The organism is Paenibacillus shenyangensis, from assembly GCF_000346635.1.
Lineage (GTDB): Bacteria > Bacillota > Bacilli > Paenibacillales > Paenibacillaceae > Saccharibacillus > Saccharibacillus dauci.
This window is the reverse complement of record NZ_AOIG01000022.1, coordinates 105,819-129,603: the sequence shown is the minus strand read 5'-3', so window position 1 is coordinate 129,603 and position 23,785 is coordinate 105,819. Positions and strand designations below refer to the sequence as shown.

At 42.4% G+C, this 23,785-nt stretch carries 28 protein-coding genes; 2 read left to right on the top strand and 26 right to left on the bottom strand.

What is annotated here, in order from left to right; genetic code table 11:
- Positions 1 to 2 precede the first annotated feature (2 nt).
- From H065_RS28480 to H065_RS0118075, 3 genes are read right to left on the bottom strand one after another with little or no spacing between them, the layout of a single operon-like run.
- Positions 3 to 128, bottom strand: coding sequence for a hypothetical protein (locus tag H065_RS28480; RefSeq protein WP_017814497.1), 126 nt, complete (start codon positions 126 to 128; stop codon positions 3 to 5).
- A gap of 17 nt (positions 129 to 145) precedes the next feature.
- Positions 146 to 661: an accessory gene regulator B family protein gene (locus H065_RS0118080; protein WP_017814496.1), complete on the bottom strand. Its 516-nt coding sequence runs from the start codon at positions 659 to 661 to the stop codon at positions 146 to 148.
- Positions 655 to 1,323 carry a hypothetical protein gene (locus H065_RS0118075; protein ID WP_017814495.1) on the bottom strand — a complete coding sequence of 223 codons (669 nt, stop codon included), beginning with the start codon at positions 1,321 to 1,323 and terminating at the stop codon, positions 655 to 657. The genes H065_RS0118080 and H065_RS0118075 overlap by 7 nt, the downstream gene beginning before the upstream one ends.
- A gap of 165 nt (positions 1,324 to 1,488) precedes the next feature.
- On the opposite strand from H065_RS0118075, the gene H065_RS0118070 reads away from it, so the two are divergent.
- Together H065_RS0118070 and H065_RS0118065 are read left to right on the top strand one after the other, a co-directional pair.
- The gene (locus H065_RS0118070; protein ID WP_017814494.1) at positions 1,489 to 1,686 is read left to right on the top strand and encodes a hypothetical protein; all 198 of its coding nucleotides are present in this window, start codon (positions 1,489 to 1,491) and stop codon (positions 1,684 to 1,686) included.
- A 189-nt stretch (positions 1,687 to 1,875) separates the two neighbouring features.
- On the top strand, positions 1,876 to 2,496 hold the full coding sequence (locus H065_RS0118065; protein WP_017814493.1) for a hypothetical protein: 621 nt from the start codon (positions 1,876 to 1,878) through the stop codon (positions 2,494 to 2,496).
- A 903-nt stretch (positions 2,497 to 3,399) separates the two neighbouring features.
- Here H065_RS0118065 and H065_RS0118060 read toward each other — a convergent pair.
- The 23 genes from H065_RS0118060 to H065_RS0117950 all read right to left on the bottom strand — a co-directional run bounded on the left by H065_RS0118060 (position 3,400) and on the right by H065_RS0117950 (position 23,768).
- Positions 3,400 to 4,827, bottom strand: a complete 1,428-nt coding sequence (locus tag H065_RS0118060) for a hypothetical protein (protein WP_026136320.1) — start codon at positions 4,825 to 4,827, stop codon at positions 3,400 to 3,402.
- Between the two features lie 13 nt (positions 4,828 to 4,840).
- Entirely contained in the window at positions 4,841 to 5,980 is a 1,140-nt protein-coding gene (locus H065_RS0118055; protein ID WP_017814491.1) for a helix-turn-helix domain-containing protein, read from the bottom strand.
- Positions 5,964 to 6,623 carry a hypothetical protein gene (locus tag H065_RS0118050; protein WP_017814490.1) on the bottom strand — a complete coding sequence of 220 codons (660 nt, stop codon included), beginning with the start codon at positions 6,621 to 6,623 and terminating at the stop codon, positions 5,964 to 5,966. The genes H065_RS0118055 and H065_RS0118050 overlap by 17 nt, the downstream gene beginning before the upstream one ends.
- Positions 6,624 to 6,794: 171 nt before the next feature.
- Positions 6,795 to 7,058 carry a holin gene (locus H065_RS0118045; protein ID WP_026136319.1) on the bottom strand — a complete coding sequence of 88 codons (264 nt, stop codon included), beginning with the start codon at positions 7,056 to 7,058 and terminating at the stop codon, positions 6,795 to 6,797.
- Positions 7,059 to 7,072: 14 nt separating this feature from the next.
- Positions 7,073 to 8,041: a GH25 family lysozyme gene (locus tag H065_RS0118040; protein ID WP_017814488.1), complete on the bottom strand. Its 969-nt coding sequence runs from the start codon at positions 8,039 to 8,041 to the stop codon at positions 7,073 to 7,075.
- A 27-nt stretch (positions 8,042 to 8,068) separates the two neighbouring features.
- Entirely contained in the window at positions 8,069 to 8,431 is a 363-nt protein-coding gene (locus H065_RS0118035) for a hypothetical protein (protein ID WP_017814487.1), read from the bottom strand.
- Positions 8,421 to 8,639, bottom strand: a complete 219-nt coding sequence (locus H065_RS0118030; protein ID WP_017814486.1) for a hypothetical protein — start codon at positions 8,637 to 8,639, stop codon at positions 8,421 to 8,423. Before H065_RS0118030 ends, H065_RS0118035 begins: the two co-directional genes overlap by 11 nt.
- Positions 8,640 to 8,642: 3 nt before the next feature.
- A complete protein-coding gene (locus H065_RS0118025; RefSeq protein WP_017814485.1) occupies positions 8,643 to 8,987 on the bottom strand; it encodes a hypothetical protein in 345 nt (114 codons plus the stop codon).
- Between the two features lie 50 nt (positions 8,988 to 9,037).
- The gene (locus tag H065_RS0118020; RefSeq protein WP_017814484.1) at positions 9,038 to 9,346 is read right to left on the bottom strand and encodes a hypothetical protein; all 309 of its coding nucleotides are present in this window, start codon (positions 9,344 to 9,346) and stop codon (positions 9,038 to 9,040) included.
- A gap of 2 nt (positions 9,347 to 9,348) precedes the next feature.
- Positions 9,349 to 9,741 (bottom strand): hypothetical protein, encoded by a 393-nt coding sequence (locus tag H065_RS0118015; RefSeq protein ID WP_017814483.1) that lies wholly within the window; start codon positions 9,739 to 9,741, stop codon positions 9,349 to 9,351.
- Positions 9,742 to 9,753: 12 nt separating this feature from the next.
- Positions 9,754 to 11,898: a hypothetical protein gene (locus H065_RS0118010; protein WP_152425927.1), complete on the bottom strand. Its 2,145-nt coding sequence runs from the start codon at positions 11,896 to 11,898 to the stop codon at positions 9,754 to 9,756.
- Positions 11,899 to 11,917: 19 nt separating this feature from the next.
- Positions 11,918 to 12,448: a hypothetical protein gene (locus H065_RS27140; protein WP_017814481.1), complete on the bottom strand. Its 531-nt coding sequence runs from the start codon at positions 12,446 to 12,448 to the stop codon at positions 11,918 to 11,920.
- A 10-nt stretch (positions 12,449 to 12,458) separates the two neighbouring features.
- On the bottom strand, positions 12,459 to 13,520 hold the full coding sequence (locus H065_RS0118000; protein ID WP_017814480.1) for a hypothetical protein: 1,062 nt from the start codon (positions 13,518 to 13,520) through the stop codon (positions 12,459 to 12,461).
- 9 nt (positions 13,521 to 13,529) lie between these two features.
- Positions 13,530 to 14,672: a baseplate J/gp47 family protein gene (locus tag H065_RS0117995; RefSeq protein ID WP_017814479.1), complete on the bottom strand. Its 1,143-nt coding sequence runs from the start codon at positions 14,670 to 14,672 to the stop codon at positions 13,530 to 13,532.
- Between the two features lie 15 nt (positions 14,673 to 14,687).
- Positions 14,688 to 15,590: a contractile injection system sheath initiator gene (locus tag H065_RS28080; RefSeq protein WP_017814478.1), complete on the bottom strand. Its 903-nt coding sequence runs from the start codon at positions 15,588 to 15,590 to the stop codon at positions 14,688 to 14,690.
- On the bottom strand, positions 15,587 to 15,946 hold the full coding sequence (locus H065_RS0117985) for a hypothetical protein (protein ID WP_017814477.1): 360 nt from the start codon (positions 15,944 to 15,946) through the stop codon (positions 15,587 to 15,589). The genes H065_RS28080 and H065_RS0117985 overlap by 4 nt, the downstream gene beginning before the upstream one ends.
- A gap of 2 nt (positions 15,947 to 15,948) precedes the next feature.
- Positions 15,949 to 16,578 carry a hypothetical protein gene (locus H065_RS0117980; RefSeq protein ID WP_017814476.1) on the bottom strand — a complete coding sequence of 210 codons (630 nt, stop codon included), beginning with the start codon at positions 16,576 to 16,578 and terminating at the stop codon, positions 15,949 to 15,951.
- Between the two features lie 4 nt (positions 16,579 to 16,582).
- Positions 16,583 to 17,203: a hypothetical protein gene (locus H065_RS0117975; protein ID WP_017814475.1), complete on the bottom strand. Its 621-nt coding sequence runs from the start codon at positions 17,201 to 17,203 to the stop codon at positions 16,583 to 16,585.
- Entirely contained in the window at positions 17,200 to 18,942 is a 1,743-nt protein-coding gene (locus tag H065_RS27130) for a LysM peptidoglycan-binding domain-containing protein (protein ID WP_017814474.1), read from the bottom strand. The genes H065_RS0117975 and H065_RS27130 overlap by 4 nt, the downstream gene beginning before the upstream one ends.
- Positions 18,939 to 22,550, bottom strand: coding sequence for a peptidoglycan DD-metalloendopeptidase family protein (locus tag H065_RS27125; RefSeq protein ID WP_017814473.1), 3,612 nt, complete (start codon positions 22,548 to 22,550; stop codon positions 18,939 to 18,941). The genes H065_RS27130 and H065_RS27125 overlap by 4 nt, the downstream gene beginning before the upstream one ends.
- A gap of 15 nt (positions 22,551 to 22,565) precedes the next feature.
- Positions 22,566 to 22,847, bottom strand: coding sequence for a hypothetical protein (locus H065_RS0117960; protein ID WP_238557986.1), 282 nt, complete (start codon positions 22,845 to 22,847; stop codon positions 22,566 to 22,568).
- On the bottom strand, positions 22,819 to 23,286 hold the full coding sequence (locus H065_RS0117955; RefSeq protein ID WP_017814471.1) for a hypothetical protein: 468 nt from the start codon (positions 23,284 to 23,286) through the stop codon (positions 22,819 to 22,821). Before H065_RS0117955 ends, H065_RS0117960 begins: the two co-directional genes overlap by 29 nt.
- A 47-nt stretch (positions 23,287 to 23,333) precedes the next feature.
- The gene (locus H065_RS0117950) at positions 23,334 to 23,768 is read right to left on the bottom strand and encodes a hypothetical protein (protein WP_017814470.1); all 435 of its coding nucleotides are present in this window, start codon (positions 23,766 to 23,768) and stop codon (positions 23,334 to 23,336) included.
- Positions 23,769 to 23,785: the final 17 nt, after the last annotated feature.

Below are 23,785 nucleotides of genomic sequence, written 5' to 3'. Positions count from 1 at the left end.
AATCACTTACCTTTCTTTAAAGCAGCAGGGAGTTTCTCTGCTCCAATTAGCCCTTTACGTTTAGCTGCGGATTTTCCGCTGTTTTTTACAAGTACATTCATGATATGACGAGCAATGCTTTTCTTCATGATAGGTTCACCTCCCTTCATTTTCCCCATATTGGTAAAACAAAAATTGCCTGAGACAAGAAAGTTAATGCCAGTACTGGAGAATCTATAATGAAATTACTAGAAACTATAGCTATACAAATAAGTTTTAATTGCAAGTTAGAAAATCGACTTTTTATTGTGACCTCATCTTTAAATGATGGTCCATAAAAAAGAAAGATAGTTCCTGCTATGATGTTAAAAATCCCGATATGATCAACTTTAATTAACGGTATCACGCAGAATATTAAAGCAGATAGCAGAGTACATGCTGTGATCGAACGTAAATGTACGCCACCTGAGAACTTTCTAATGACTATAAATATAAACATGGATAACAGCGATTCTATAATTTTGCCTGTAAAAAGACTGCAAACTATTACAAGGATTAACGTGCCCAGGTAATTTAGATAAATGTTTATTTGCCAACGTAGGACTTCTTGATCGGCTGGATGATCAGGATCAAGCATTTTTAATCGCTTGCTTAGAAACAAAGATATGCTTTCAATCACCATTGCATATCACCTTTTCTGGAGAAATAATATGAAAGCCCGAAGCTAATGATCGCCAACAAAATTAACGGGAACATATACCCGTAATTCAGAAATATAATGGCTGCAAAAATAGTTATAACTGATATTAATGTGCTGCTGATCATTTCAATATTTTGTCTAGATGTAAAGTCTTCTTTATCTGAAAAATCATGCGGCGGAATTATTATAAATGAGAACCCTAAATTGAATTTCCAGAGTATAAAGGACAGCAGAAAGATAGCAACTTCTGTGCTAACTTGAACCGCGTATACTGCCATACCACTAATCTCTTTTACAATGCTACTATCCAATGCTCCAGATGCATCAAAGAAATAATATATCAATAATTGAATGTTAAAGAATCCAAGCATCCCTGCTGCAGCTACGAATGCAGAATAATGGAATTTCATTCTTATAACGTACCTTAAAAATAAAACGAATATCAGATATTGAATTGGTAGATCCAAGTAAGCAATGCTAATTTCCACTCTAAAAAAATAAGAAGATAAAGTTATAATTAGCGCTAATACAGAAATTCTTTTTGCATACATCATTATGGGCAGCCGATACAGCTTAAACATAAGAATGATCATGGCTGCTGCATCAAAGATACTCAATATAATATAAAGGGCCTTATCCACCATACACCGTCCTATAGTTAATATATAAAGTATACGGTATCTTGCTACTTATCTACCACAAAAAATATACTTTTAGGTAATAAAACATCAGTTATAAATATTCTGAAACTTTTCCACTATTTTCCGATATAATAAACTTTATATACTAATGAAAGGTTGATGCTGAATATGATTTACATAGGATGGTTTTTAATTATTGCAGGATTACTATACAACATAAGCATAGATGGCCCAAAAGACTTTTTTAATTGGGGTATTTATGTAGGACTTGTTCTTCTTTTAATCGGTTTGACTGAACGACAATCGCAGTTAAAGAAGCAAGTTAAACAGCTTCAAGAACAATTTGGATCTATTAATAGTAAATAAAATTTACTGAATGTAAATTTGTTGTAATAATGGTTTACGGAATTTGTAAAAGTGCACTCCATTAAAAATATGGGGCTGTTATCTTAGTAACGACAGGAATAAATTACACGCTCTGCCATAATTGGCGGAGCCCTTTGTATTATATGAAACATCCAGTTTCAATTTATTGATTAGAGAGGAATTAACAAAATGAAGAGAAGTTCAAGGCACGAATCGGTCACCGAATATCTGATAAAGAATTACAATGTTAAAAAAGGACGTTTTAAACTTTCTATGGGTGCAATTTCTAGATCACAAGATATCACATTGAAGCAGAAATTAATCCAAGAAGAATCTTTTGAAAATTTAGGAAGTATACATTCTGGAATTGAAGCACAATACGAATCTATGAAACAAATAAGTTTGATTGTATCCTCAGCCATATTCTTTTTAAGTACTATATTAGGAGTACTTGCTTTCTATTTACAACAATCTATGAAGCAAATTGATTGGACACATGAAATAATTATGCTAAAAGTAAAAGCTAAAATTGAACTTTTAAAAAACATACCTTGGTTTGAACACTCTGGATTTTTTTACAAAGCGCAAATGGGAATATACGATAATATTTTAAAAGAACAAAACAAAGCTTATAGCGATGTAATAGGTGGCATTTATACGATGTACCTTGTGAGTATTTTACCTATTTTCATTTTTTTTGTATTGTTTATTGCATTTATATGGTCTAAATATTCATGGTTATCTAGTATACACTTCTGTGTAAAAGAAGCTTACAAACTTAAAGAAAAATCCGAAAAGCAAAAAGATTGATTTCTTATCTAATATACAATACTAACAAGCTTTATAAGCTAACTAGAGTTTATTAGTATTGTATATTATTTTAACTGAAATATATGCTTACATAATTCTATTCTATATCTCAACTCTTTTCTCAATAGTACTTTGTCCATAAACAAATATTTTTAAAATAAATAAATCAGAAAATCAAAAATAAAGTGATTTCCTGAAATTCTGGACATGAATAAGCCTATTTGGTGAAAAGGCTAGTTCCCAAATATTATTTTTGCACTATAATTAGATTATGCCAAAACAAAGGAGGTGATTTCATTGCTCTTTGAATTGGCTGTAGTTCTAAATGTCATATCAGCGGGGTTAAATCTAACCACTGCATTTATGAACTACAAAAGTAAAAGACCCTAAAGTGATTGAGGCACTTTAGAGTCTGCAATGATGACTGGAACTGGTAATTAGATTACCAGTTCCACCTATTTCAATTATATACGAATGTAACGTGTTACAAAAGAATAAATTAGTATCATATATGTAGACTATATAATAATAAAAGGCTCTGTCATAACAGGCAGAGCCTTTTATTATTTTTTTGTGCTTTTTAGCGGTAAAAATACTACGCCTTTGTTGCTTTAAATGTATGTATAGCTCTAGAGTAATAAGTATCTTGTATTTTAACGAATTCCGGCGTGTAGATCCTAACAGGTCCACCATAGTCCACAATAATATCTACTCCAAGTTCTGATTCTGTTTCTACTCTAACACGTACCTGGGACAGTGCAGCTGCTAGTAATTCCATATCTGTTTTTAATTCTTTGTATATTGGTCTTTCCACTTTATTTCTCTATACAATTATGATTTGATAATATAAAACGCAAACTAGGTTTTTTAGCGAAGTAAATAACCCTAATTTGCGTTTTATATTTAAAAATTGCTAATGATTTCTTTATACCCTTTTGTTAAAGGAGCATTGTATAAATCGTTACTAAAAGCCAACAGATAGTCGATAGCCTCGTTCACTCTTTCAGAATTTAAAGGAGTTCTGATTATCTGCAGAATACTTTTCATATGCCTACTTCTTCTCTCGCCTGATAATGAAACTCTAATGCTATCATCAACTAAATAAGACAGTAGTAATTTGATTTGATTACTATCTAAAATGGAAAAAAACTGATCATAGTATTTTTTTGCTCCAGGAGAAACGCCTTCGCAATAAGATACTCCGTTTCCTAACCTACAGGAAAGAATAGTTTTTATTAATTTCTCTTCTCTCTCTTTAGGAATATCGTCTGATTTCCCTATTATTTTCATCAATTCTCTTGCATAGTTAGGTTCATAATAAAAATTGTCCCACCCAACATGTGCGCTATATAAATCATCACAGAGAGTTGTAATATTAATAAACTTAGTAGAAGCAGTGAAATAGCGATTACCTCCACATTCATCAAAAAACCTTTCAGCTAAAGTTACTCTTTCAGTGTCTAACTTGGTTTTATAAACATCTATTTTTTCGCCAAGCTCATATTTTACTGAATCAGTAGAATGCATCCACAATGCAGGTGCTATTTTTAGAATGTTTTCTTGTACGACTTTTTGAGTAGCTTCACCAGTAAAAAGACTAAAAACTGTTGTTAACAAATTCCCCGTCATTTTTGTTGAAAGATCGGCAATACTGCTTTCAAAAGTTGCTATTAAATCAGGTCTTAATTCATTGCTACTTTTTTTAATATTGTCAACAATGCTTCTAACAGTCATCGCTGCTTTCGAAGGAGAAACTTCAATTACTTCATCAACACAAGTTTTAAGCCATCCAAGTAACTCGAATGAATTGATTGAATACGTATTAGGATGCGATGAACCGATATCATTTCTCATAGTTAAAACATGAGATAGTTTTTTATGCAATAAATCACCAATTAATTCTAGTTTGCGGCAATTATCTAAAAGAACTTTATCTTTAATGCCTGCTAAATCCGCTTCTTCACTAAACTGATCCCTGTTCCGCTGACCAACTGCTGCATCAAAAAAAAGATCTAATCCATATACAATAATTTTTTGTCTTAGACTAGTGATAACTTCGTTCCATATATAATTTAAGGCTGCATCGAATAATCCTATTGCAGACGCAGCTATAAATTTAGATAAGTATCTTGCTTCTGCTTTAACTTCCGGCTTTAATGAGCCAACTAAATAAGGAAAAGATTGCATAATTTGCTCTCTTTCATTTGATTCGGCTATTACATTATCTGCAGGCAATCCTAAATCTCTTAAATAAATTTCAAAATTTGATAAATTAGTGTTTGCAGGAGAATAACCAGTTCTGTTATTTGAAGGCATAATTTCATTATCCATACTCCGCCTACTTTCACTTGAAATTTAATTGAATCACTTTACCAGAAGGTGAGAAAAAGCCCGGAGGTAAAGAGCTTAACTCTTCTACATCTTGTTGTGGTAAACATAGTTCCTCACTTAGGGTACTAGGCTTTATTATTCCATGTTCTGTTAACATTATCATAGCTTGCTTGAGAAGATTGGGTTCCTCAAGTGGTATCACATCATCAAGCGGTTCTTTTTTATTCATTCTTCTAGCTGATAACTGTTTACGTAAATAAAGAACTTGATTCTCGGAAAGTAAATCTAAATCTTCACAACGTTTAATCATTGCTTGTATTGAAATATTCCATCTTTTTTTCAATTCTGTAAAATGATTCAAAGATGTAGACATTATTTCACGTGAGAAAGATTCCCTCGGTAATAAAAAGGCTGAAGAAAATCGATGCGCTTCGTTCTCAATAAGCATTAACTTTTCTTTTAAGTCCAAAGGAGTCACCCATTTATGCATTATTAGATGACCAACTTCGTGCATTAAGTTAAATCGCATTCTTCCTGAAGCTTCTTTATCAGTCCCTACAACAATAAAAGGTCTTCCCTCTCTCCATTGTGAGTAAGCATCTACATTATGATCATTGAATTTAAATTTCGAGATTATGAATCCATTATTTTCTAGTAAAGCCGTAATATTATTAATCGGTCCATTCCCTAATCCCCAATGCTCTCTTAATTTAGTAGCCATCAGCTCAATATCGTCAACTTGAAGGTTATCTAATTTTACATTTTCAAAATCAGGTAAGTTAACACCAGGGAAATCCAAGTAATTCTCTGTAAAATTGAAAATGTCCTCTTGCATATCCAATCTCGCAACTTGGATATCTCTCGATCTTTGAGCTGTTGATTTTAGGCTTCTATAAAAAACAGTTCCTTTTGGTCTATTGGATGGTAATGGTTTAAAGAAATAACTCGTTGGAAATTTCAATGTATTAACAATTTTCATAAACACTTCTCCACTTGGAGAACTGTGACCTAATTCATATTGAGACAATGCTTGTTTTGTAATAAATAATTGCTCTGCTAGATCTGTAATAGTCATTCCTCTGGCCATTCTAGCATTCCTAATTCGTCCAGGTATGGGAACTGAAGTATTTTGTGCTTTAAAGTTTCTCCCCATCTCCAAACACTCCCTTAACTAACTGCTCTTTAAAAGTTGGTAATACTGACTTGATGTGTTCTTCGTCATTTTTCTCAATGACGTAAGGATCTCTTAAAAGATTATATTGGTAGCGCCAGCTATCTGCCCCGACTGTTGGTATTCCAATATGTACAAAAGCAGGTACATTATTAAAACAACCATGAGTCAGAATCATATAATTTACTTCATTGGTTCTAAGTTTTTTCAGAATTTGGGCAACATCTTTTTCGATATGCAACTCTACTTGACCATTCACTAAACTATTTTCGTACCTGAAATCTGCATACCTAGGTACTGCATTAGGCGATTTCACTTGTGATATATTTATAATAGAATTACCAGTTAATAATTGTATATAGTTAAAATTCCTTCTACTATTAGTTACGGATTTTGAAGAAATATCTAATCCATGTTCAGCTATTTTTCTATCAATACAAAAAGATACTGCAGCATTTCTTAAAATACCATAAGTATTCTTACCATAGACAGACTGAAGCCAGTGGTTATCTTTAACTAATTGTGTAACCATGTCGTATCCCATATAAATAGCAGACGTAATTTGGGAACGGACTTTTAAGGGGAATTCAGAATCGACAAATTCTTTTTCATTAACATATCGCATTTTATCACCTCATTTGATCTATCCACTTGTAAACTATTTTATCTTTTTTTCTATTTCTGTCAAGTGGGATTCGATTTACCTTTATGTATGTAAATTAACTACAGATTCTATTTTAAAATTTCAAGCCCTCTATCAGCATTAGCTACAGAGGGCTTGAAATTATAGTATTGATTATTCCTTAGTTGTACCTTGTCGGTTACTAAGTGCAAGTTCGAACAATCCTGTAGCAGATAATCCCGCCAGACCACCAGACCATAAGCGCAATACTAGTTCAAGATCTGTGAATGGAGCTGCTGCCCATCCGATCAACAAGCCAACAACTACTCCGATTACTGGTACAATATTTTTAGGAATAGGGACAGTACTTTTAACCAGTTGTACCAGAGCTAAAATAATTACCGAAAGTGTTGAAGCAAATGCCAGAACCAATTGCATTTTATCCATGTTCATCAACCTTTCTTCACAGTCAATTTTTTGGCTTCATTATCCCATATCAATACGCCGCCGAATGCTTTGACCAGCGGACGAACCTGCACATAAGACTTGCCGCCGATCAGCTGCGTGTCCTGTAGCTCCCGGCCATTGATGATAGCCGCCTTATTCTTGTTGTTAAATCCGACAGCGAACCGGAACACATCAGCCAGGGCAGTGATAGATACATAGGTCGTATCACCGATCAGATAGCCAGTGCCGACCACATCCTCATACACAACCCGTATTTTCTTTTCGGCTGGCTCCATCTCTACGGCTGCTGCTGGCTGCTTCCCATACTTTGCCTGAAGCTGATCGACGGTACCGTTAAACTCGTTTAGATCCACAGGTCCGGAAATGCCCTTCACCTTGCGGCTACCGCCCGGCAGTGTGCCGCCGTCTGTTCCGTCGCTGTACTGCCAGAACTCCCAGCTGCGCCAACCCTGCGCATCCTCTGGCACTCTGCTGGCACTGTAGCGAGCAATCCATAGCGGATACTGCTGCAGGTTGCTGAAATTGCCGATGAAGGACGGATAGGTATATAGCATCGGACGTTTGCCCGTCAGCCGCTCAATCTCCTGCAGGAAGGCAAGCGCGATTGCAGAAGCAGCTGCCGGACTGACCGAACCAGACTTATGCTCATAGTCCAGTACCGGCGGCAGATCCACCCCGCCGCCTGCCATAATTGCTGTATAGAACTTCCCAGCTGCCGCCCGCGCCTGCGCCGGATTGGTGACCGACTCATCGAGGTAATGATAGGCGCCTACCAGCAGACCTGCTGCACGGGCTGCCATAATATTCTGAATAAACATCGAGTCTATTTTGTTCTGTGTAGCCTTTATAAAAGCAAAAGAGACGCCGCTTTTCGCAACGTCCCCCCAATTGATATTCCCCTGCCAGCGAGATACATCGATCCCTTGAGCATTTCCTGTTTTACGATTTTGCATTGTTACTACCTTCTTTCTATATTATTTTTATTTGCGATCTTGACGACGCAGATAAAACCAGACATCAAAACGTTTTTTATGTGTCAAAATCGCCAGTATGATCAATGATGCAGTTGTCAGGCATTGAGCTGCCGTCCAGGTGTACGTCTGTAAGGCATGATCGATGGGACTATCGCCCGGCTGCATAATATAGCTGATTCGGATAAGAAAAGCCGTTGCCATCTTGATTCCGTATGCAACCATAAAACCAAGCATAGCCAGCATAAATTGATTGATCGCTCCGGCTGCGAACCGTTCTCGAAAGTATGGATAAAATTTAATAATCATGTAAACTACGCAAAACTCAGACACTGCATACAGCAGCAACAGCCATACGTCATTAAGTGTCACGTTGATGCTCCCCCTTTTTGTGCTCATAGATCAGATACGGAGCAAATCCGTTCTTCTCAATTTCTCTTTTTAATTTTTCTGACGCATCTTGATAAGCAATGCGCACGACCTTCGCCCGGCTTTTGACCTTCTCAATCTCCGGTTTTTTTGATATTTCGTGCGGTTCTGGCACTTTTGGAACGAACCGCTTTAACAATTTACGAAACATGCTTTACCCTCCCCGATCGTCGGTATCCTTTTTTATCTTGCTGACCATACCGGTCAGAGACTCAAGGACTTCTTTCCGTTCGGCGTTAATATCGTTCACCAATGCTTGAAATGCGCTTTGTGCTTCGTCCCGCTCAACCTCTGCCCGTTCCCGTCCGGCTTCTGCTCGTGCCACTGCGTCTTTGAGTTCTCTAATGTAATCAAAGATCACTTTATACAGCACAAAAAACAGAAATAGCGCTGTAATGACAGCAAAACCGTAACGCTCCATTAGCGCACCGATCTTGTCCACGGTTTCCAGGCTGAACTGATCAACTGCGGACGTGACGACAATCTCTTTGAATATCATGCGCCGCGTCGCTCCTTTGTTGTATGATTAAGTCCAAAAAAAATACGCCTTCACGGCGTTGAGTTTTCATTATTATTAAGGCTATCACCTCCCTCTCCAGAATCAGCATCATTTTTAACTTCATCTATTGGGGCAGGGGTAGGTGGTGGCATCATTGCAACCAGCTGGTCATATTGTACCTGAGTGATACGTTCAGCCAGTAGGGTCTTATCATAAACTTCCACTGGGTAATTCTCGACTTTGACTGCATGTACTTTAAGTTCTTCCTGCCAAGCGGGCTGAAACTGTGATAGTGTACGAGATCCTGTCTCGAAGATTGTAATACAGTAGGCGTGTAAAGCAGCTGTCGGTAATGGCATACTTATGCACCTCCCGATAAATTAAAATCCCATAAAGCGGCAATCTGCTCCGCCATATCATGTTTGAACTTTTCCAGTTCCGTAAGTTCCGGGGTAGGATTCATATCTTTAATTTCTTCTTCTGTTGCACCTTCTACCCACAACCAGTTGGCATCATTTTCTGTAAAATTCATCGTCCATTTTTCCGGATCATTCCCAAACATTTTTTTAATCTTATCTATATTTAATCTCGGTGTGTACAAACCAGGCATTGCCGGAACCCCAACAATAAAGCCGATTTCTGCGCCTTCTTCGGCAGACACGGGATATGAACGAATACCAAAATATTGATCATCATTAGTTAGTTTGTCTTCTATATAAAATCCCTTACTGTTAACAAACGGAATTGATTTCACAATAAGACCTCCTTAATTGAGTGGATAACTAAATCCTTCGAAAGAAATAGCTGTCAAGGCGCTGGCAACAGCCAGTCGTACACGTCCGTCACTAAAAAAGTCGATAGCAACGGTTTGTCCAGACGACCCGTTATAGGTACCCAGCGATGCGGTAAGAGATCGCGGAGTTCTAAATTTTTCCGGAATGGTGAACAACAATGTTTGTGAAGCTGTCACACCGCTTTGTAGTAAGCCGCGGAAGTAGATCCGGTTACCTTCAATCCGATAACCAAACCCCAGCCCTACGGTCCAAGAATTCAAAGTAGTAGGTGTAATCCATTGCGGAACATCTTTCTCCGCTTTTTTGTTTTCAGTTACCGAGATTCGCTGAGTAAGCTGCTGTATATCTTTAGAGAACTCGTCCATAATCGCTCGTTCATTCATCGGGTAGTTACCTGCAACAGCACTTACTGGATACCGATCCATCGGAATGTACATGACTGAATAAGAAGAATTGGAATCATAATTAATATACGATTGTTGCGCTAAGGCTCCTGCTGTAGTAATCGTATTCGGGTATAATGCCCACTTATCTGGTCGATTGTCTTTGTAGATAGCTATAAATCGGTCCACACGCTGCTTGGTTAATGATGTGCTGTATTCATACCCAGAACTGGAAGGTGATCCATTATTAATATTCCATGAGGTATTATCCCGGAACGGCGTTACTCGTTCACGCAGCACGATGCCGCTGCCTACTTCAATCACATTGTCGCCCTGAATCAGATTCATTGCACCTTCGGTAGGCACTGGGTCAGATCCGGAAGCGGGACGGCGGTACATCAGCATATAATCTGTGACCGGTCGAGACACACGGTACCCACCTGTAATTAAATTTTCAGGTCTTGCAGAAGGTACCGAAGAGACGTTCCCGCTGTAATCTATCCCGTTGAAACTGGCAAGCGGGGTCCACCGCTTATTCAATCCGTCTGTCCGGGAATACACTCCCAGGCCATCAGCAGCATTGGTGGATGCGTCATACATTTTCCAACCATACATGTAGGCTTTGAATTCATCTATGGTCGGGGAATATCCATCCGCCCAGCCGCTATCAGCTGATGAAATGGTTAAGTACAGGTTGCCTGCTCCATCAAAGGAAGCTACATCTGCTTTATTCGACACGGCATTTTGCATAATCGTGCCATCAAATTTTATTGGAATGACTGTAGATGGTGAATAGGATTCATACCCGACAATCTTGATTTCCTTAAAGCCGGCCAGGCTGGCACTGATTACCCAATTCAGTTCGCCAGACAATGCGCGTTTACGCCAGACTGTATTTTTGTAATACTGCCCGTCGGCTCCTGCGGACAATGTATCCCGATCTGATTCAGCAGCTACCACAGGCGGAGCCAGTAACTCTGTATCAAAAGCCATAAGAGCGGAAACCTCTGTTTTGGCTACACTGGTCCAGCGAATCGCATACGGATTTCGCACCCCGGCCAGACCTTCCGTGTATGGATACCAGGCCGCGATGCCCGTACGATCCATTTTGCTGGCAGCTGTATAATCCGCAGTAGACAACTCGTACACTCGGAATCCATCAATATAAACGGTCTGACCACTGGTGCCGAGTATACCAATTCCAATATCCATTGAAGATCCAGCAGCAGTGTACAGCCCATAGGATAGCTGGTACTGCGTATTGGTAGATACCACCGCGCCAGTAGGACCGCCCGATACAAACAGGTTAGCACTTGTGGCTGTACCATTCCGAATCTCGGCAGCAATCAGGTACCTGCTGCCTGGTGTAGTCGGTACCGTCCGGGTAATCCGTCCAGACGTGGCGGACAAAGTAAACAGCAGCGCACTCGTTCCGTAAGCAGCCTGCGTCGTATTGATGGTTCCAGATCCGCCGGTCAAATTCCAACCCAGCAGATTATCGAAGTTACCCGATCGCCCCAGCAGGTTGAGCAGCATGCGGCCGGTTAGGTTTAGCACATTGAAAGGAACATCGCGAGACGTGACAATAGTAGAAGTGCCTGCTGCTAGCGTTAAATCAACAGTAACAGCTTTATCAAGACGGTTATAAATATCGCCTAACCCTTGCTCCACTCGGTTAACGTCGCTCGCTTCAAGAACTTCACCTTTTTGCCAATTCGTTTTAGGTTGATACACCAATTAAATTCCTCCTTTCTTAAAATGTGAGTCGCCAAGCAAATGTCAGCTGGTACTCACTGGTCTTATTAATCACCGGCACTGTTTTGTAATTGAACATATAGCCAGATCCTAATGTATTGGATGCATCGCCGCCAAACATCCCCATTTCAACGACCGCTCCATTCGCTTCATTTTCCAGAAAGGTTGTAGTCAGCTGCAGAATATTACTTTCTGCGGATGTTGCTTGCCCATTCGAATCCAAATAGGTCCATGAAGTGATTGCCTTGCGCGCAAGAGGGGAACGCAAAACCGTCTGTGATAAACTTGCGGCTTGAGGACTCGCCTGTGTTCCATCTCCAACGCCGGTTCCTACTTCAAGATGAGTAATACCGGCCCCCCAGTTTGCTCCAGGACGCATACGCTTCGCCATGAATCTTGATGCATTGGCAACGATCAGATTTTTGATGTGAAATTCTTCAATGATCTGACCATCTGCCAGCGGCCCTTTATGCAAAATTACGCTGACTAATCCAACTGGCAGCGGGAAATCCTCATTGTGCATGTTCATAATATCTCTCCTAATATTCATTCTCGTATATGGTCTGTCCATCTTTAATAAGTGATATCGTTACTACATCTTGATAGGCTGTATATTCATCGCCAAGTCTTCCCGCGCCCAGTTGACTGATTGATAATCGGAATGATCCGTCAAAGCTCGCTGACGGCAGCCTATATATTTCTTGGTAAGTAGCTTCAGCAGAGAAGCTCTCGGTTGGTTTTTGTATTGTCTCTTTAAATATGGCTTTTATCGATCCGGACAACTCATCAGATTCAGAAAAATTTTGACCTCGTATATTCTGAAAATGTGCTCTATAATCCTCAGCAAATCCTGGGGATATATAGTTTAAAAAATAACGGATGCCGGCTCCTTTAGCTTCCAACAGAATCTCGTGCAAATCCGAAGAATCTTCGATGTATTTTGTATCGACTGTTAACTCAAACTCCGCTGGAGCTTTATCACGTACTTCAATATTGGTATCCTGTAACCGGTAAGATAGCAGTTCTTTCAATGCGATATTGTTAGTTTTGGGATTAAACAGCCACATCGTGAATCGGCGAATAAAATTATTATCTGTTTCCCCGGGATTCCGTTGGATCGCAAAAAAACTGGCCCAGTAATCCAGCCAGTCTCCTTTTGCCATATCCCGATTTAATTGTGATAGCGCTTCATCAATATCCATATTGGCTTGCCTCAGTGCTCGGTAGATCGGATAGAGCAATTGCCATGTTCCACTGGTGAAAGCATATAGCACAGTATCCAGTGGCTGGTCTTTCACTTCCAACAGGGCAAGGATTCCAGTATCCGGGTAATCATCGTGTTCAGGTGAATATTCCACTTCATATCCCATACTTCGAATTAAGCGTAAAAGGTCGTCTGCATCCAGTCCTTTCATTACAATAGACTGTTTGCCCGGTAATCCCGGTCGATAGGGCGCACTATGAAAATAGATCACGCCCAAATCTATCGTGATCATGCTGTGCAGCCCGTTGCCCTTCTTGATCGATAAAAATGGGAATTCCTTAGCTGATTTGTTCCACTTGTCTCCCAGGTTATCCAGCAGTTTACGTAATAGATTCATATGGACCTCCTATACATACAGCAGCGGGAACACAGGAGTTAAAATCTCTGTATCGGCTGCCTGCAGATTGTCATAGGTCCATGTTTTACCATCATCTGTGGATAGCTCAATTTTAATATCATATATACTTCCAAGCTGCTTGATCCGAGACTCCAGTTCTGTTTGTACCAATTCTTTCCCTTGAGTAAGAGAAGAGAAAAAATCAGAAACTTCACGGTTGATAAGTACCTGAGTGTCTACTAATGAAGCGCCATCGATCAATGCTAATCTCAAACGCATTTTGACAGGTTTTACTTTTGCCGAATACAGGTTGACCAATATGCCTGCCGGCTTATAGCCATATACCGGTTTGCCATTCTGATAATATCCTTTCAGCGTTGTGGCTACAGCAGCTAGTAATTCGCTTGATGCCGTGCCGGTTCCGTTCCATACGTAACAATCCACTTCACCTTTACGATTGATTAAATCTTCAAAAGCTTTCGCTTCAACAACCCGTTCAATGATAGTCCCATTCGTATCAATCAGCTGCGCTGTAGTGGAACCATATTCAATAGCTGGTAATGTTCCACGACTTAAAGAGGCAATAAACTTCTGGAAGCGGTTCTTCTGCTCGTCCAATGTTTCTTCGGCTTTACCCGTTGTAAATGCTGCCAGGTTAGTCACCGCATCAATCCCGGCTGGCTTAGATACAAAATCTGAAATGCTGCCAACCTCTACATTTCCATCTGTTCCTGGTACCGTGCTTACTACGGATACGATGACTGTTTTTTCGCCGATCGGCAGCACAGCATCGCTGATCGTCCTGAACGTTACCGGAGCTAATGCGGCCGTTGCTTTAGTTTTTACCAGTGTACCTGCCGGAATGAGGTAATTATCGTCAGCTGCCGTGGTGCGGCTGAATACGACTTGTCCAGTCGCAGATACCGCCTGCAGCTTTGGAAATGCCATGACTGTATATATGCTTTCAGCGATCAGCTTGCGGATATGGCGATAAACCTTGTCATACAGCTCTTCAATTTCTTTTGCTGGAGACTCCAGGAATGTTCTTGCCCGAGATCCGATCCGGTAGTCTGTGATTTTGGAAGACACTCCCCGTGACCAATCGACCATATCCTGAACCAATGATTCCATAGACTTGCGTTCAAAAGCCAATATTATCCCTCCTTTCTAAGCGGACACTGATGCTATTGTCTGTGATTCTGTCCCGGCTGCCGTGAAGCTAATATCTACCCGGATTGCTGTCATATCTACTTCAATAGCATTTACAGTTACAGTATCGATCCGCTCGTCATCCAGTAACGTTTCGATGACATCCAGCTCAATCAATTTATTTATATAGGGTGCCTGCGCAAGTCCGATCAGTTCGTGCAGCCTGCTGCCATACGTCGGATGCTGGGTAATACTACCGCGCCGAGTAGTCAGGCGATGGTTGGCTGCCTGCTGGATGTTCTCAGCTCCTACAACAACTCCCCAATCTCCTGCCCCGTCATAGGTAATATCGTTGTCTACAGCAGCTACCAGGTCTACTCCACCCAGTTCTTCGATATAACTGCTACTGGGCTGCCGAGTAGTCTGATTCGTATCATCAATGTAAATAGTCTGACCAGTAAGCCTTACCCGAGCATCTTTGCCGCTGGTGATCGGCTGCGGATTGGTAACAGTAACTGGATTAGAGTAGATTGAGTTTGTTTTGATTTCACCAACAATAATGATGCTGCCTGCAATAGTATTACCGAAACTTCCCGGAACCATGGAACGAACATAAAAATAACCCTCAGCTGTTCCGGCAGCCAGGGTTGCATCTTCTGTTAATTCGTATACTTTTTGAATACCTTGTGCATCTATTTCTGTTTTAAATTGAGATCCTGCAGCTATCGTCAACTCGCTATCTGCTTGAGTACGCATAAATCGTACATAGCCACCTGCATACAGTTCAAAATAGGCCTGGCGGCTGGTCATGGTATACGGGTACTCCAGATTGTTGTACTCTGCGATATCTTGCCAGGGTACATTATAAAGAACAGATAACCCTTGTATCGTATCTGCATCGTTTAGGACATGTTCAATCATATGCCTTCATCCTCTTCTATTTCATCCGGTTCCCCGATAATTTCAGTATCAGCGGCAAGCTGCCGTAATTTGTATAACTCAGCCAATATGGACCGCAGCTCAATTAATACATCATGGGGTACCCGATCAGATGTGCCGAGGGCATTACAAGTCCGCCGGCACAAATCAATATACTGTTCCAACTCATCGGTATTAATATCTACTCGATCATAAATAGCCTCATTGTAATCATATAGGGCAGAATAGGCGCGTTCAGCATAGGTGACGATCGCTTCAATGTTTGCCTGTTCATCCCTCAATACCGGGTAATTGATAAAGCTTGGCTCCGTATTCGGCAGGTAGTATGTGTCATCCATCGTTACCTCCTCGTGGCTTTTTTCATAAACTCACCAATATTGGATATATTGTCAGCCAGTTTGCCAGCCACTTTCTTTGTAGAGGGGTTTCTTTGCAGATAATCTGAAGCAGCTTCCTTCCGAGTTTTCGCCAGTCTCCGCAAACAGATGAACCGTAATTCGTAACGGTATAAGGTTGGCTCTGATTTACTGCGCTGTACGCGGAAGTCCTGCGGCTGTATTTCATAATGCTCATCATCTTCCCAGTTATACCAGTACATCGAGTGCTGCGGGTCATTCGCCTGTAGGAACTTTCGATAGACACGAGCACGGAAATTAATAAGTTCTTCGTAACCATCCAATTTCTTACCCTCGGCGCTGGTACGTGTGCTGTAACCGGTCGTTCCTGAAATCGTGACACTGGGTAACCCGATACCGAAATCTTGTACATATGCGCCACCGAGAGTCTGTGTAACGTTGCCTCGCCCGGCCTCTTCCTGCGCAAACTCGCTAGGATTCACCAGAAGTGTATGCAGCACAAGAGACCCGGAATTACCCGCCGGGGTTGTTTTGCGTATTTCAAAAGTCATACGATAAAACTTCTTAATGTCGCGGGTTCGATTTTTGACTAATGCCTTCTTGACTGCTGCCATCTCCTCACCCTTTTTCTACTTTCATTTCACCCTGTGGTAGCTTAAATAATGCAGAGCCGGTAGGATGGAAAAATTCAAAACCAGCCTCAGAAATCTTGATATGCCCAGTCCCATATTGGATGGTTGTATCCGTGGCAGTCATCGTTATCGATGATGCAGCACCCTTTTTATCCGCAGGATAATGTACAACTGCCTGATCAGCAGATAACTCTACATACGCACGCATCGGCAGCTTGCTTTCGTCCAGCAGATTACCCTGTACGTCCTGGTGAGCCAGCCCGCCCTTCACTCCGATATCAAATACCGGTAACTGTACCCTGATTTTATCCCTGGCTACTGTAATGAAGTTGCTGCTATAGCTGCCATTGCGCTGGAAGCCGATCATATAAGGCGCATCCTTCCGATTATCCATGTAACCGATCAGCACTGTATCCCCTTCTACAGGTTCCCGGTCCATATTGTTAATGATCCATACCGGTACCGGTTGGCTGTAGTCCAGAAATATAACTTCGATACGTCCAAAACGCTCATAATCTTTAACGCTTGTCACTTTTGCCAATCGATTTACGCCGAATTCCGGCTGACGGTTAGTTGTACGCCCTCCCAGAGAACTTTGATTTTTCATGGTATTTTCAGCACCTGCCCTTCATAGAGATATTGTCCCGGACTGGATACATTGCGCTGGTCTCGCTTAATCAACATCTCCTTATTTGCATTCCATATCTTTGTCCAAGCATCGCCTTTCCCGTATGCTGCAGCAGCAATGATCCATAAGGATTCGCCTTTCTTCACAGTATGGAATTCTGCCTTTACCTCAGCTGCCGTCTTTTTAGAGGCGGTTTTACCGGCTGCTGCCGTCTTGGTAGCAGATTTATTTGCGGCAGGTGCAGCTGCCTTTTTATAATCCTTGCCACGAGTAAGCTGCAGCGTGGTGGTCCAGCCTTCATACAGATTGAATGTCTGATTTACAGATTCAATGTAGAATTCTTTCATAATGCCTGAAGCCTGTAAGCGCTGACCGATCCGGTAGTGTCCCTTTCCTCGAACAGTCACTGCTCCATTCATGAATAGATGATTGTTTTCGTACCAGGATTTAAGTTTTTTGGTATATTGCCCGCTCATTCCTTCCAGCAGCGTGGTGCTGGTCTGATCATCTTGATCAATTGATAAGCCTTCTACCTGAACTTCAAGCGGTGATAATCCATATCGACTAACATTGGCTTCATTAATCAGCGGCGGTACAACGTTTTTGAGATCGAATCCCAGTGGATTGATCGTTGTACCTGCCCAGAATAGGTTGTAATGCTCGTCGTCTGAATAAGATAGATCTTCTTCGATGACATCTGCTGCTGTGACCTCATGGGCTAACAGCTTTTCCCAAGCGTCTTTATCAAACGGTGTATTCCGTAGGAAAAGTGAAACCACTGCATTGTCTTTACCGAATGGGAAGCGCGGATAAGGATAATATCCTTTGCCTTTTGGGAATTTTGCTTTTGCAGCATCAGATGCCTGCTCGATAGTCTCGTTGACTACGCGAGGCTTGCTGCCTTTATTCCATGCTTCATCTGGATTCCGTACATCCACGAAAAATTCTGTGAATGGCTGTACACATGCACGTTCCATCATGTTCCATAGCGACCCTTCATACTGATCAGCGGTCAGGATCATCGGGAGAAACAGGTCTACTTTGGCAAAATTGTACCGGAGAATATTAGTGACGTTCACTTTCTTGGCAACTGGCGTTTGTTTCTTCTCATCCCATACGGTCCACTGCACTGTATTTAATTTAGGTAAAATAAATCGCATGATATTATCCAGAACAGCAGCAGGGGTCCCTTTCATCACGTTCTCATTCGTAAAGTAGCTCATGAGTGTGACCCAACCTTCATTGGTCAAAAAGAACTTATCTGACTTAGCCTCGCTGCCGCCGATCTGCGGATAAAATTTCAAATTGGACTTGATCAGAATTTTCCCGAAATCTCTGCCCGTTACAGAGGTGGCCATTCCTCCATCCAATTCGCGCGTTCGTCGCACCCGGTCCACCAGCCCAACCATGACTGTGGAAGATTCTTCTCCTTTAGTTGTCTGATACCCCATTTGTATTACAACCAGGTCATTGGGCTTGATCAGCTGGGAACGGAACCATTTATCTCCGGCAAGTTTCATGCTGAATGTTCCGGCGGGAGCATCAAGCGTTTTTTGCGTTGCAATCGATAAGATCTGATTGGTCGGGTCATCTACGTTCTCAGCCTTCCCCTTGAGCTGGTAACAGGCTTTTTCTGTATGAAAGCTTACTCGAACTACCGGTACATACCTGCTGCCCTCTACGCCGCCTACAGGAGCCCAGCTGTAACGCTCTATCATGAGTACCCCGCCTTTGTAGGAGACATACGCAGTTTTTGCCGCTCTGCCTCAGCTATAATTCTTCTGACCATTCTTTCTAATTGGCTATGTGTAGCACCATTTAGAGACTTGGCACCTTCTCCTGTAACATCGAGCTTAACCGTGATCTCAGATTGATGCTTCACCGTGGATACAGCTGATCCGGCATTGGTCATGTAACCAATGTCACTGTCACCCGCTCCACCAGTTCCTAAAGACTGCAGCAATTGTTCCGGATCCATCAGTTTGCCGGATGAATTCATATATCCCAGATGTAGATGGCTACCGGTCGTGCTGCTGCCGCTGCCAGGCACTCCCCGATCACCACCGACATTACCGATCCAGTCGCCTGTTTTGATTTTTTGACCAACCTTGAGACCAGAGTTCACATTGGATAGATGGCTATAGAAGTAAGTGCTACCATCGGCCATTTTTACGCCGATCTCAGTACCTCCACCACGAGTATTGGCTTTGCCGTCTTCATCAAGTGCGCTGCCATCATCCATTTTTATAAAGGAAATTGTTCCGCCGGTCAGAGCATCCAACTTGTCTCCCTGCTCTCCGTTAATATCCAAACCACCATGAGCCTTTTTGCGGAATCCTTCTTTGGATCCAAATCTACTTGTAATACGGCTTTGCCAGTTATTAAAAAAACCGCTGCCGGAGCTAGTCGGCATCCCGCCGATCAATCCATTGGCAATATCGACGACGCCCTTGGACCAATTATTATTTAAATTATCTGGATCATTTCTGGCCCCGACAGGAGCATAACGCTGCTGCACTCCTGTTATGGTATCTATACCTTGATCGACATAGTTATTTTTAAGATTTTTGGCCATTGCCAGGATGCCATCATCGATACTATCGAAATTCATCAAACCATGAGAACCCATCATACCACCGACATTATTACGGTTGCGTGATGCTGGGGAAGTACCATTACCGGTCTCATGCATCGATATAGCAGCAAGTGCTGCCGGATCGATTCCGTATTGCAAGCCGGCTTTAACAAATTGTGCTCCCTTACCGGATAGCACACCGCCAAGCTTCGCATCTAATTGTGAGGCGCTGATTCCGCTCATGTCTGTAATCTTAGAAGAGATACTATATCCATCTTCCAGTGAAGCAGGCAGGCCCGTTAACGTGCTGTCTCCTCCACTCAGCAGCTCGGCGATCATTTCTTTAATCCCCTGATGCTCGGAGTAAATGTCGGCCATCTTGTTTTGGACCGTATACAACATCTGCCGGAATAGCCAGGTCCCTTTTTCGGTTAAATCCTTAGAGCTTTTTTCCATAGAGACATATTTGCCAGATGCATTACTAGCCATATCGGTAGTCGTACGATCCATGCTTTTGAAATTGTTTTTGCCGGACAGGGATAAATCTTCAACGTTATCGGCTACCTCATTAGGCATTTTACCAATATCCGAGTCACCCGCATGATTGTCCAGACCCCATAACCAATTCCATCCTTGTGAAAGAGCGCCCTGCCTAGAATCCTGCCATGTTTCCTGCTTAAATGGATTTTCAAATAGACCCGGATTCTTGCGTTGTCCCGATTGATGACCGAAAAGCCAGTCACTAACTCCGCTACCGGCTTCATCAGCCAATTTAGCTGATCCGATTACACCAACAGGCCCGAGAATTTTACCGGCTACACTGGCTGCTGTTCCAGCTCCTGCCGCCGCTTCACCCGCAGCAGCGGCTGCTCCCCCTTTAGAGGCAGGATTAAACCAACTTTTCACTTTATTGAATATTTTCCATCCGGCATATCCGCCTGCAGCAGTTGTAATAGCATCCTCGGGATTCTCTGCTACATATCCAGTAAGGTTGCCAATGGTATCACCGATTTTGTTGCTGGTTTCTTCACTAACCCCCAGCTGCTGCAATGTATCGGTTACAAATTGGCCTAAGCCTTCCTCTAAATCTTTTACAGTACTACTGACCGTGTTAAAACCTTCAACCAGCGTACCGACAAAGCCGCCTGCACCTTCTTTTAATTCGTTGACGATTCCAACTAATTGATCACCCAGACCAGTCAAGCTCTGTTTATACTGCGCATCGATATCCAGAAACCCTTGACCGGTTTCATTCATACGTTCTGTATCATACTTTGCGCCGGAATCAATTGATCCATTTTTCATTGATTCAATCTGCTCAGGGCTGAAGGATGTTAACCCATCGGTTGCGTCATAGAACTCAGAAGCTTCACGTTTGGTTGCTGCAAAGCCCCCGTCAGTCAGCCAGCGCTGCATGATCCGCTTGGTCAGCTCCTCATTGCCACCACTAATGCCTTTAATGTACTTGGACATGGCCGGGATATTATCTGTGTTCATCAATCCATCTTCATAGGATTGTTCCAGATCAAACAGATCCATCTTTCCGTATTCTCCAGGCTTATACTGCTGGAGTGCCCGTATCCCCATCCACTTCCAGTTATCGTTTTCCGGGGAAAATATACCACCCAGCCCGCTGATCAAGTTACCGCCAGAAGCTCCAGTGAGCTGCGTCATGCCCTTCTCAGTACCGATCCGGTCCAGTGTAGTCTGGTACGCCAATATCTGCTTAGAGCTGCCATCCTTGAGCGTTGTATTCATAGTTTGTAGCAATGCATTATTGGTCTCCATCACTTCTAAAATACGCGGAGTCATGCCGGATTCAGCTACACTCCCGGCAATAGCATCTGCAAAACTTTTCGGATTAACAGATCCGCCCGCCGCCCGGTTCGTTCCGGTTGCTCCAGCAACTTCAGATGTTGTTAATCCATAGGCGCGGCCGAACTTCAATAATCCCTTCTGCTGATCGGTATCGATGTTGCCTGCTGCCCGTGTATATTGGTCCAGGAACCCCCATGCTTCTGATGAGCTATAACCCATGCGATCGCTGCGGCCAACATCACCAGATCGGTCCCACATGCTTTTAGCCGCTCCGCTCCAGCCTTGCTGTCCACGCATACGTTGTGCCAAGTCCAGCGAATCAACCTGGCGGCTGTAAGCCAGTCCATAGGCTTGTGAGATGATTGCCCCAATACCACCGACCCCAGCCAGACCTAACCCCATTTTCCCAGCAGTCAGCACTCGACCTGCAGTGCCTTTAAAGAACTTGCCGACAATTCCTTTATTCACCTGATCGTTTAACCCATCTGCATTCAGGCCGCCCGATCCACTACCACCGCCGGAACCGGATCCACTTCTAAAATTAGACGATTCTCTTGATCGTGCATTATACAGGCGCTCGGTTTCAATGAGTTCCTTACGGATAATATCCAGCTTTTTCTCGCGCTCACGGATTGTTTTTTCAATTTCGCCACGCTCTGATTTTTGAGCAGAGTTCATTTTTTCGTATAGCTGCTCTACCATATCATTCTGCCGGCGGAATTGGCTGTCTAACTCCTGCATAGTGTCGGTAAAACGCTGCTTGTAGATATCCAGTGCTTTTAACTGGTTTTCATCAAAGAAGCCGCCTTTATTCGCGCCTTTGTTGACAACGCCGGTTACGCCTTTCAAATCCTGCTGCAATTGTTTTAAGCCGCGCTGTAGTGAGCCAAATTCTGCTTTGGCGGATACGCGGACCGTATTCTCTTTTGCCACTCTTGTCCCTCCTTCCTATGGTTCGACGTTTTCCCAATCGTCCGGGTCGTGCGGCAATTCTTGACGCGGCTTATAATTGTATGATAGTTTGCTATCGATTTCGTCGATTTCCTTATTCCATTTATCAAAATCGTCGTCGGAATATTCTTCGGCATTTGGACTATTGGCTTTTTTATCAAAAGCTATATGCGCAAATTCCAATTCGACTTGTTCAGGTGTCATTGCCAGAATGCGCGGATCGGTTGGCGGCAAGCCTCCGTATACATATTTACGGAGTATCCATAGTTTCCTTTCCATCGGCAGCTGGACGATCGTTTGCAGATGCTTCTCGAAAGGCTTTACGAAAAGAAGCCTCCCACATCTCATACAAGCCATATACATGGAATAACAAATCAGCTTCTGTAATTTCGCGCAGCTTCAGGAGACATTCTGGACGCTTGTACATAACTACTTCCAGAGTTGAGATCACCTGAGCCATAAACATGATGTCATCATCCACGAAACGGGGATCTCTAACACCAGACTCGCGCAGGATTTCCGACTTAATTGCGCCCATCTTCATAATGTCGCCCATAGAAGGCTTTTTAAATACAATTACGCCAGTATAGTGATTGCCTTCCTGTGACTCGTAATCGAGCGCTTCGCCTTCCTTCAACTCCGCTCCGGCACGAGCCTGTCCGGCAGCTTTAACCGCTGCTAATGCGTCTTCCTTATCTTTATCCGTGTATTGAGACATGTTCTTCCTCCTTAAAATAAATAGCCCTCACATGGAGGGCTTGATAGTTATGCAGATTCAGGTTTGCCATAGTCGGCAGACAGATACAGCCATGTTGCATTTTCCCCAGACATTGCATTCGCCTGGAATGTCTCCGAAGATTCTTGCAGTGTGCAGCCCCGGTAAACAATAACAATATCCCCGGTGTATTTATCCGTAATTTCAATATCGATAACGTTCATCGTCAGGATACCGATACCATAGCTGGATAAACCGAGTTCTGCCAGAGATTTGCCACGAATGCGGTATTTCTCAAGCGAAACGCTACCTTCAGCACGCAGCGGTACTGATTCTTGCGGCATGATAGAGCCGATTTCGTATTGGTTTTCCGTACCAAATGAACGGCGACCGCTTACGCTCTGCGCTCGTCCTACTTCTTGTCCGCCAATTTTAAGGCGGATCGTATGGCCAGCATGTGCCGGTTGGTCTTTTACAGTAGCCATGCATGTCCCTCCTTCAT